This window comes from Hydrogenophaga sp., assembly GCF_026125825.1.
In the GTDB taxonomy this organism is placed as follows: domain Bacteria; phylum Pseudomonadota; class Gammaproteobacteria; order Burkholderiales; family Burkholderiaceae_C; genus Hydrogenophaga.
In genome coordinates this window covers 1-9,903 of record NZ_JAHCKK010000122.1, presented here as the reverse complement: position 1 = coordinate 9,903, position 9,903 = coordinate 1, and the positions used below count along the sequence as shown (strand labels likewise).

The following is a 9,903-nucleotide window of genomic DNA, read 5'->3' as shown; positions in this document are numbered from 1 at the left end:
CCTGCGTGGAGCAGTCACCGTGCATGAGACCAACATGGGTCACATGGCACAGATGCTGCCCGGCATGGGCATTTGATCAACGACGAACAAGGAGAACACACATGCCTCGCGTCAAACGTGGTGTAACGGCTCGCGCCCGACACAAAAAGGTTCTGGCTCTGGCCAAAGGTTTCCGCGGCCGCCGCGGCAACGTCTTCCGCATCGCCAAGCAGGCGGTGATGAAGGCTGGGCAATATGCCTACCGTGATCGCCGCACGAAAAAGCGCGTCTTCCGTCAACTCTGGATCGCCCGTATCAACGCTGGCGCCCGTGCTTGCGGCCTGACGTACAGCCAGTTCGCCAACGGCCTGAAGAAGGCCCAGATCGAGATCGACCGCAAGGTGCTGGCCGATCTGGCGGTGAACGATCCGGCTGCCTTTGGCAGCATCGTGGAGCAAGTCAAAGCCAAGCTGGCCGCTTGATTCACGGCAGGAGCGCGCCGCCTCACGGCGGTGTGCGCCGTCGCTCAAAGGGGTTGAGGCTTGAGGGGTTCCCTCGCTGGCTTCAACCCCTTTTTTATTTCCCAACGATTCAAGCACACACATGAACGAGTTGGACGCATTGGTCGAGAGCGCCCGTGCCGGGTTTGTTCAAGCCGCCACGCCGGCCGATCTGGAAAACGCCAAGGCCCAGTACCTGGGCAAGTCGGGCCGCATCACCGAGCTGATGAAGGGCCTGGGTGCCCTCTCCGTGGAAGAGAAGAAGTCCCGCGGCGCGGCCATCAACCAGGCCAAGCAGGCGATCGAAGGCGCGCTGACCGAGCGGCGCCAGGCCCTGGCCGATGCCGAGTTGCAGGCGCAACTCAAGGCCGAGGCGCTGGACGTGACCTTGCCCGGCCGCCAGCGCGGCCAGGGTGGCCTTCACCCGGTGAGCCTGACGCTGGAGCGCATTGAAGCGATTTTTGGCTCCATGGGTTTCGAGGTGGCCGACGGCCCCGAGATCGAGTCCGACTGGTTCAACTTCACCGCCTTGAACACGCCGGAGGACCACCCCGCGCGTTCAATGCACGACACGTTTTACGTGGAGGGGGGCAGCGAGAAGGCGCCCAACCTGCTGCGCACGCACACCAGCCCGATGCAGATCCGCCATGCGGTGCAGCACGTCAAGCGCCATCGCGCCGCCCTGGATGCCGGTCGCCCCATGCCCGAGATCCGGGTGATTGCGCCCGGCCGCACCTATCGCGTGGACAGCGACGCGACGCATTCGCCGATGTTCCACCAGTGCGAAGGCCTGTGGGTGGGCGAGAACGTGAGCTTCAAGGACCTGAAGTACGTCTTCACGGATTTCTGCCGCACGTTCTTCGAGTCCGACGATCTCGTGCTGCGGTTCCGCCCGAGTTTCTTTCCCTTCACCGAGCCCAGCGCGGAGATTGACATCCAGTTCCAGCACGGCCCCCTGGCGGGGCGTTGGCTGGAGGTGGCGGGCTCAGGGCAGGTGCACCCGAACGTGGTGCGCAACATGGGCCTGGATCCCGAGCGCTACATCGGCTTTGCTTTCGGCATGGGGCCGGACCGCCTGACGATGCTGCGCTACGGGGTCAACGACCTGCGTCTGTTCTTCGACGGTGACGTCCGTTTTCTCGCCCAGTTCCGCTGAGACCACGACATGCAATTTCCCGAATCCTGGCTGCGTGCCTTCTGCAATCCGCCCCTGAACAGCCAGCAACTGGCCGACACCCTGACCATGGCTGGTCTGGAGGTCGAAGAGCTGGAGCCGGTGGCGCCGCCGTTTACCAAGGTGGTGGTGGGCGAGATCAAGGACGCCGTGCAACACCCCAATGCCGATCGCCTGCGCGTGTGCCAGGTGGATGTGGGGCAGGGCAGTCTGCTCAACATCGTCTGCGGCGCGCCCAATGCGCGCGTGGGCATCAAGGTGCCGTGCGCGCTGGTGGGGGCGGAGCTGCCCCCCGGCGAAGACGGCAAGCCGTTCCAGATCAAGCTGGGCAAGCTGCGCGGTGTGGAGAGCCAGGGCATGCTGTGCTCGGCGCGCGAGCTCAAGTTGTCTGAAGACCATGGCGGTTTGCTGGAGTTGCCGGCCGATGCCCCCGTGGGCCGCGACATCCGCGAACAGCTTGCGCTGGACGACATGCTGTTCACACTCAAGCTCACGCCCAACCTGGCGCATTGCCTGAGTGTTTACGGCATTGCCCGCGAGGTGTCGGCGCTCACCGGGTCGCCTTTGATCGAGCCCGTGTTCGCTCCGGTGGCGGCCCCGCTGCCGGACCGCCTGCCGGTGCGCGTGGAGGCGCCTGATCTGTGCGGCCGCTTCACCGGGCGCATCGTGCGCGGCGTGAACACGCGCGCCACCACGCCGGCCTGGATGGTCGATCGGCTGGCGCGCTGCGGCCAGCGCAGCGTCTCGCCGCTGGTGGACATTTCGAACTACGTGATGTTCGAGCTGGGCCGCCCGTCGCACATCTTCGACCTCGACAAGATCCACGGTGGTCTGCAGGTGCGCTGGGGCCGGGAGGGCGAATCGCTCAAGCTGCTCAATGGCAACACGGTGGCGGTGGACGCGCAGGTGGGTGTGATCGCGGACGATCAGAGCGTCGAGTCGCTGGCCGGCATCATGGGGGGTGACTCCACGGCGGTGTCGGACGACACGCAGAACATCTACATTGAAGCCGCTTTCTGGTGGCCGAAGTCCATCGCGGGCCGTTCGCGCCGCTACAACTTCTCGACCGATGCCGGGCACCGCTTCGAGCGGGGGGTGGACCCGTCCACCACGCCCGAGCACGTGGAGCGCATCACGCAGTTGGTGCTGGAGATCTGCGGTGGTCAGGCCGCGGTGCTGGACGACCAGGTGGTGCAGCTGCCCAAAGCGCAACCGGTGACGTTGCGGGTGGCGCGCGCGGCCAAGGTGATCGGCATGCCGGTGAGCCAGGCCGAGTGCGCGGGCGCTCTGCGCCGCCTGGGCCTGCCGGTGCAAGAGGGCGATGGCGTGCTCACGGTGGTGCCGCCGGCCTACCGTTTTGATCTGCAGATCGAAGAGGATCTGATCGAAGAGGTGGCGCGCATCGTCGGCTACGAGAAGCTGCCCGACACGCCGCCGCTGGCGCCCATCACGGCCAAGATCCGCACCGAGGCGCGCCGGGGTCCGTTTGCGGTTCGCCGCAGCCTGGCCCAGCTGGGCTACCAGGAGACCATCAATTTCAGCTTCGTGGAAGAGCGCTGGGAGCGCGAGCTGGCCGGCAATGCCGACCCGATCCGCCTGCTCAACCCGATCGCCAGCCAGATGAGCGTGATGCGCTCGTCGCTGCTGGGCAGCCTGTTGGCGGTGCTCAAGTTCAACCTGGATCGCAGGACGGATCGCGTGCGCCTGTTCGAGGTGGGGCGCGTGTTCTTCAAGGATGCGACCATCGTGGAGAGCGACACGACCGTGGCCGGCTTCCGCCAGCCCATGCGTGTGGCGGGTCTGGCCTATGGCGGGACCGACATGCTCCAGTGGGGCAGCGCCGAGCGCGCGGTGGATTTCTTCGATGTGAAGGGCGACGTGCAGGCGCTGCTGGCGCCGCGCCGGCCGGCCTTCAAGGTGGCCGAGCACCCGGCGATGCACCCGGGTCGCTGCGCCAGTGTGTGGCTGGACGACCGCTGCATTGGGCATGTGGGTGAACTGCATCCCCGCTGGCGCCAGGGCTACGAGGTGGCGCAGGCGCCGGTGCTCTTCGAGCTGGATCTCGATGCGGTGCTGGACCGTCCCGTGCCGGCCTACCAGCCGGTGAGCCGCTACCAGGCTGTGGAGCGCGACCTGGCCATTGTGGTGAAGGAGTCGGTGACGCATGCCGCCGTGCTGGAGGCGATCCGCTCGCCGGCCAGCCCCTGGTTGCGCGACGTGGTGTTGTTCGACGTGTACCGGCCCAAGAAGCAGGTGGCACCCGAAGGCACGACGGCCGGGGCACTCGCCGCGGATGAAAAAAGCCTGGCGGTGCGGCTGGTGCTCAACCGCGACGACGCTACACTGACCGAAGAGGACATCGACGCGACCGTCGACGCCGCCGTCGCGGCGGTCGCCCAGCGTGTGGCTGGCCGGTTGCGAGCCTGATACGAACAACATGGAGAATGCCCGCATGGAACTCGCTGTGGAAAGCCTGGAGACGCCTGCCTTGACCAAGGCGCAGCTCGCGGAGCTGCTGTTTGACCAGATCGGTCTGAACAAGCGCGAATCCAAGGACATGATCGATGCTTTCTTCGATCTGATCACCGACAGCCTGGTGAACGGCACCGACGTGAAGATCTCGGGCTTCGGCAATTTCCAGATCCGCACCAAGGCGCCCCGGCCTGGGCGCAACCCGAGAACGGGTGAGCCCGTGGCCATTGAAGCGCGCCGCGTGGTGACGTTTCATGCCAGTCCCAAGCTCAAGGAACAGGTGCAGACCGCCATCATCGGGGGGTGAACGCACCGCGCGATGGCGTTGGCCGCTTGACCAACGTTGCGCGCTTCCCAACACAGAACGCCCCAGATTGGGGCGTTTTTTTTGGGGTGTGCGGTGCGTTGCAACATTTCACACGGAAATGTTCACCCTTGCGCGCACACATGCGCCAGTTAGAGTAGATTTCAAGGTTCGGTCTGTACCGCCTTGATTTTCATGGAAAAAACCCTTCCACCCATTCCAGCCAAACGCTACTTCACCATTGGTGAGGTGGGCGAGCTGTGTGGCGTCAAGCCGCACGTGCTGCGGTACTGGGAGCAGGAATTCACCCAACTCAGGCCCATGAAGCGGCGCGGCAATCGCCGCTATTACCAGCACCATGAGGTGCTGATGATCCGCCGCATTCGCGAGCTTCTGTACGACCAGGGCTTCACCATCAGCGGCGCGCGCAACAAGCTGCAGGAAATTGTGCAGGCCGAGCGCGACAAGCGCCGCAACGAGGAGGACGAGGCCATTGATGTGATCGACCTCGATGAGGTTGTTCACGGTGAGGTGGTGATCCCTCTGATCGAAGCCGAATACCCGGTGCACACCGGTTCGGGCGGCCTTCTGCACGATGTTCGGCGCGAACTGCTTGAAATTCGTGAGCTTCTGAACCACTCCGCCTGATTTGCCCTCTTTTGGACGCTATAATTTGAGGCTTGTCGGCGTGTAGCGCAGCCTGGTAGCGCACTTGCATGGGGTGCAAGGGGTCGCGAGTTCGAATCCCGCCACGCCGACCATTTTGACGAAAGCCCGGAATCGTGAGATTCCGGGCTTTTCTATTTCGGATGCCTGCGCGGTTCAGCCGAATCCGAGGAAAATCAAAATGTTCTGAGCGCTTGTTGAGAGAGTGCTGTCAATGCCTCGCACGCGCCTCTTGGAATTCCGCCCGTCCCGAGGGCATTCCAAACGGGCAATATGTCCGCTTTTGACCCGTATTTGCTTACTTTTTGTTGCGCGTGGTCTATACTTGCGCTACCAAAGGCTCAAGCTCCTATTGGGCTTCCATCCGCACCTGGGCCTGTCTTGCAAGAGAGGTAAACAAGATGATCGATTCTTCCACCCCGTCTCAGCAACCCGCATCTGGCGTGTCGCGTCGCCGCCTGGTGCGCGCAGGTCTGTCGGCCGCCCCGGTGATGGCCGCCTTGAAGAGCAACAGCGTGCTGGCCGGTGACCACACCTGCATCCGCCCGTCCTCGTTCTCGTCGCTGGCTGCCGCGCACATGAAGGTCAGCCAGGGCCGTGCGATCAAGACCGACTACGAGTGCAAGTCGCATGGCTACTGGAAGAACAGCGAAGCCGGCCTGGCAACGAAGTTCAAGGAAACCAAGTTCATCTCCACCACGACGGGCTTCACCCGCGATCCCGGCAACGCCTACGGCAAGCTGACGATCCAGGAAGTGCTCGACCAAGGTGGCAACCGCAACAACGCGGCGCTGGCGCGCCACGTGGCGGCGGCGTTCCTGACGGCCACGGCCTTCAACAACGATTCGACGCGCGTGCTCCTGACCAAGAGCCAGTGCCGTGCGATCTGGAACGGTCAAGGTGTGTGGTCGCCCTTTGCAGGGACGACCTGGACGCTGTCGCAGACGATGGCCTACTTTGACATGATCTACGGCCCAGCCTTCCTGTGACCTTGTCGCAGGTGCCGGGCAACTTCGGTTGTGCCCGGGCCGATCATTTTGCGGTTCAGCATTGGCCGGATGGCGTGGTCGTGTACGACGACGCCAGCGGCAGTCTTCACGCGCTGACGCCTGTTGCCGGTGAGGCGTTTGATCTGCTGCGTGCCGGGCAGGCCCAGGATGCCCAAAGCCTCGCTCAGGCCATGGGCCTTGTGGAGCCCGCGCAGGAGGAACTGGACATGCTGCAGTCCTTGCTTGTGCAATTCGAGTCCATGGGTTTGATCGAGTGCCATCAGGGGTAAGGTCCACGCAGGCGCTGGCCGCGCTCTCACCCGAGGAACTGGCGCGCCGGTTGCGTGCTGAGGGCCTTTATCTGCGCCTTCCCCCGTTTGTCATGCACATTCGCAGCCCGATCGCGGTGGTGGCCGAGGGCTTGCAGGCGCTGTATCCCGAGCATGAGGTGTTGACGGGGGACGACGTCTTTGCCGATTTCCATGTGAGGGTGAAGCCCAGTCGCCGCCTGCTCAAGACCGTGTGCGTGTTCGAGATGGACGGCTTCCAGCCGTTCACGCCTCTGGCGTACGGTGAGGCGTTCGCCTTTCTGGAGTGGGGCATGAACTGGTGCGTGACCAGCTACTGCCACACGTGGATCACGATTCATTCGGCGGTGCTGGAACGGGGTGGGCGCGTGCTGGTTCTGCCGGCGCCGCCGGGTTCGGGCAAGAGCACGCTGTGCGCGGCGCTCATGCTCAGTGGCTGGCGCCTGCTCTCCGACGAGATGGCTTTGCTCGACCCGGTGTCGGGGCTGGTGACGCCGTCGCCGCGCCCGGTGAGCCTGAAGAACGAGTCGATCGAGGTCATTCGCCAACGGGCGCCGGGCGCGAGTTTCGGGCCGGTGGCGCGGGACACGATGAAGGGCACGGTGGCCCACATGCGCATTTCGCGGGACAGCCTGGCGCGCGCAGACCAGCCGGCCCGGCCGGCGTGGGTGGTCTTCCCCCAGTTCAAGAGGGAGGCCCCGCTGACCGTGGAAGCGCGCCCCAAGCCCAGCGCGCTGGTGGAGCTGGCGTCCAACAGCTTCAACCACCACGTGCATGGGCGCGAAGGTTTTCAAGCCCTGGCGGCGCTCGTGGACGGGTGTGGCTGTCACGATCTGCAGTACGGTCACCTCGACGAGGCCATCGCCTGGTTCGATGCCCTGGCCGCTTCACCCGCATGACGCTGCCTCGCATCGACACCCTTGTGGCGGCCCTGAAGCGCCCCGACAGCCTGGTTGCCTTGAGCCCGGGTGCCTGGGACCTGCTGATTCGCCAGGCGCGCCAGGCCGACGTGCTTGCCCGCATTGGTCGCGGTGCGCAGACATCGGGGGTGTGGGATCAACTGCCGCCGGCCCCCCGGCGGCATCTGGGTTCGGCCATGGCGTTGGCGGCCCGACAGCACACCGAGCTGCGCTACGAGGTGGTGGAGATTGCGCGGGCGCTGGAGTCCATCGGCTTGCCGGTGGTGCTGCTCAAGGGCGCGGCCTACACCATGGCGGGGCTGGACGCGTCGCGGGGCCGCATGGTGTCGGACGTGGACATTCTGGTGCCCAGGCATCGCCTGGCCGAAGTGGAGTCGGCGCTGATGATGGGCGGCTGGGTGTCCATGAACCGCGATGCCTACGACCAGCGCTACTACCGCACATGGATGCACGAGCTGCCGCCGCTCAAGCACATGAAGCGCGGCACCGTGCTCGATGTGCACCACGCGATCATGCCGCTGACGGCCCGGCTCAAGCCCGATTCCGACCTGCTGCTGGCCAGCGCCCGGGCGGTGGGTGACGATCCGCGCATCCAGGTGCTGTGCCCGGCCGACATGGTGTTGCACAGTGTGGCGCACCTGTTCCATGAGGGCGATCTTGAACTGGGCCTTCGGGGCCTGGTCGATCTGGATGCGTTGCTGCGCGAGTTCGCTGTGCAGCCGGGCTTCTGGACCGAATTGCTTGCGCGGGCCCGCGCCTTGCAGCTGGAATGGCCTCTGCACCAGGCTTTGCGCTATGCGGGGCTGCTGCTCGACGCGCCCATTCCGGCCACGGTGACCGATGCGCTGCGCGCCAGCCCTGCCGTGCAGCTGGCGCCCTGGCGCCAGCGTGTGCTGGACGCGCTTTTCCTGCGGGCGCTTCGCCCTGCTCATGCGTCTGCATCGGATGCGTGGACGCCGACGGCGCGGTTCATCCTCTACCTGCGCGGGCACTGGCTGCGCATGCCGCCGGTCATGCTGGTGTGGCACCTGCTGCGCAAGCTGGTCAAATCGATGCGGGCCGAGCCCGCGGATGTGAAATGAGACGACGCCTTTTTCATGCCCTGTGCCTTGGGGTGACTGCATGCCTGTGCGCGGCGAGTGCCTGGGCGGGGCTGGCCGACACGGTGGTGCGCGTGAAGCCCTCCGTGGTGCTGGTCGGGACGTTCAGGACCACGGACAACCCGCGCTTTCAATTGCGGGGCGCGGGGTTTCTGGTCGCGCGCGGCGACATGGTGGTGACCAATGCCCATGTGTTGCCGCCGGACGGCGATGAGGGCTCGCTGGTGGTCCAGGTGCGCGTGGGGCAGGGCGATTGGCAGATGCGCACGGCCACGGTGCTGGAGACCGATGTGGCGCGCGATTTGACGCTGCTGCGTGTGTCGGGCGCGCCCGGGCCCGCGCTCAAGATCGGGGATTCTCGCCGCGTGAGGGAGGGCGACGACCTCGCCTTCATGGGGTTTCCCATTGGCGGCTCCCTGGGGTTCTCGCACGTCACGCACCGCGCGACGGTGTCCACCATCACCTCGGCGGCGCTGCCCAGCCCGTCTGCGGAGCGCTTGCGGGAGCAGGCGATCCGCAGCCTGCGCAACGGGACTTTCGACATCTTCCAGCTCGACGCCACGGCTTACCCTGGCAACAGCGGCGGGCCCTTGTTCGACCCCGACACGGGCGATGTGATGGGGGTGATGAACATGGTGCTCATCAAGAACACGCGCGAGTCGGCGCTGAGCCAGCCCTCGGGCATCTCGTACGCCATTCCGGCGCGCTATGTGCAGGAGCTGGTGGACCGCCACCGCTGAGGCAGGGCCATGAGCGCGGCATTTGAGCAGGTCGATGCCCTGGTGGTGGGGGCTGGCGTGGTGGGGCTCGCCGTGGCGCGCGCCCTGGCCCTGGCGGGGCGCGAGGTGATGGTGCTGGAGCGAGAGGCCGACATCGGCACGGGCACGAGTTCACGCAACAGCGAGGTGATTCACGCCGGCATCTACTATCCGGCGGGCTCGCTCAAGGCGCGGCTTTGCGTTGAAGGCAAGCGCGCCTTGTACGCGCATTGCGCGGACCGGGGGATTGCCCACCAGCGTTGCGGCAAGCTCATCGTGGCCCACACGCCATCGCAGCTGGCGGCTCTGCCGTCGATCATCGAGAAGGCCCGCGCGAACGGGGTGGACGACCTGCGCTTGCTCGACCGCGCGCAGGCGCGTGAACTCGAACCGCAACTGGAGTGCCTGGGCGCGGTGCACTCACCTTCGACGGGCATCGTGGACAGCCACGGCCTCATGCTGTCGCTGCAGGGCGACCTGGAGCACGCGGGTGGCATGGTGGCGTGCCACGCGCAGGTGGAGCACCTCGCCGTGGTCGAAGCCGGCATCGAGGTGCAGACCCGCGACGGCACGCGCCTGCGGGCGCGCACGGTGGTCAACGCAGCCGGCCTGGGGGCCTGCGATCTGGCGCGGCGCGTTCGCGGTCTGGCCGCCGAGCACGTGCCCCGGGCCTGGTTCGCCAAGGGCAACTATTTCACCCTGTCGGGCCGATCGCCTTTTGCGCATCTGATCT

11 protein-coding genes, 1 tRNA gene and 1 pseudogene are annotated in these 9,903 nt (G+C 65.7%); all 13 read left to right on the top strand.

Annotation, left to right across the window (positions count from 1 at the left end):
• Nucleotides 1-76, top strand: a pseudogene (locus KIT86_RS22685) (50S ribosomal protein L35); the annotation flags it as partial.
• Nucleotides 77-101: 25 nt separating this feature from the next.
• Complete coding sequence (rplT, locus tag KIT86_RS22680; protein ID WP_086120609.1) at nt 102-461, top strand: 50S ribosomal protein L20; 360 nt, start codon at nt 102-104, stop codon at nt 459-461.
• Nucleotides 462-582: 121 nt separating this feature from the next.
• Complete coding sequence (pheS, locus tag KIT86_RS22675; protein ID WP_297402612.1) at nt 583-1,635, top strand: phenylalanine--tRNA ligase subunit alpha; 1,053 nt, start codon at nt 583-585, stop codon at nt 1,633-1,635.
• Nucleotides 1,636-1,644: 9 nt separating this feature from the next.
• Nucleotides 1,645-4,080 carry a phenylalanine--tRNA ligase subunit beta gene (gene pheT, locus KIT86_RS22670; protein ID WP_297402610.1) on the top strand — a complete coding sequence of 812 codons (2,436 nt, stop codon included), beginning with the start codon at nt 1,645-1,647 and terminating at the stop codon, nt 4,078-4,080.
• Between the two features lie 25 nt (nt 4,081-4,105).
• Nucleotides 4,106-4,432 (top strand): integration host factor subunit alpha, encoded by a 327-nt coding sequence (locus tag KIT86_RS22665; RefSeq protein ID WP_297402608.1) that lies wholly within the window; start codon nt 4,106-4,108, stop codon nt 4,430-4,432.
• A gap of 192 nt (nt 4,433-4,624) precedes the next feature.
• The gene (locus tag KIT86_RS22660) at nt 4,625-5,077 is read left to right on the top strand and encodes a MerR family transcriptional regulator (protein WP_297402618.1); all 453 of its coding nucleotides are present in this window, start codon (nt 4,625-4,627) and stop codon (nt 5,075-5,077) included.
• A gap of 36 nt (nt 5,078-5,113) precedes the next feature.
• Nucleotides 5,114-5,190 (top strand) — tRNA-Pro (locus KIT86_RS22655).
• Between the two features lie 306 nt (nt 5,191-5,496).
• Complete coding sequence (locus KIT86_RS22650) at nt 5,497-6,084, top strand: hypothetical protein (RefSeq protein ID WP_297402606.1); 588 nt, start codon at nt 5,497-5,499, stop codon at nt 6,082-6,084.
• A gap of 11 nt (nt 6,085-6,095) precedes the next feature.
• The gene (locus KIT86_RS22645; protein ID WP_297402616.1) at nt 6,096-6,374 is read left to right on the top strand and encodes an HPr-rel-A system PqqD family peptide chaperone; all 279 of its coding nucleotides are present in this window, start codon (nt 6,096-6,098) and stop codon (nt 6,372-6,374) included.
• Nucleotides 6,359-7,291, top strand: a complete 933-nt coding sequence (locus tag KIT86_RS22640) for an HprK-related kinase A (protein WP_297402604.1) — start codon at nt 6,359-6,361, stop codon at nt 7,289-7,291. The genes KIT86_RS22645 and KIT86_RS22640 overlap by 16 nt, the downstream gene beginning before the upstream one ends.
• Nucleotides 7,288-8,394 carry a nucleotidyltransferase family protein gene (locus KIT86_RS22635; RefSeq protein WP_297402602.1) on the top strand — a complete coding sequence of 369 codons (1,107 nt, stop codon included), beginning with the start codon at nt 7,288-7,290 and terminating at the stop codon, nt 8,392-8,394. The genes KIT86_RS22640 and KIT86_RS22635 overlap by 4 nt, the downstream gene beginning before the upstream one ends.
• Nucleotides 8,391-9,152, top strand: a complete 762-nt coding sequence (locus KIT86_RS22630) for a serine protease (protein WP_297402600.1) — start codon at nt 8,391-8,393, stop codon at nt 9,150-9,152. The genes KIT86_RS22635 and KIT86_RS22630 overlap by 4 nt, the downstream gene beginning before the upstream one ends.
• Before the next feature lie 9 nt (nt 9,153-9,161).
• The coding region (locus tag KIT86_RS22625) for an NAD(P)/FAD-dependent oxidoreductase (RefSeq protein WP_297402598.1) at nt 9,162-9,903 on the top strand (742 nt) is incomplete at its 3' end.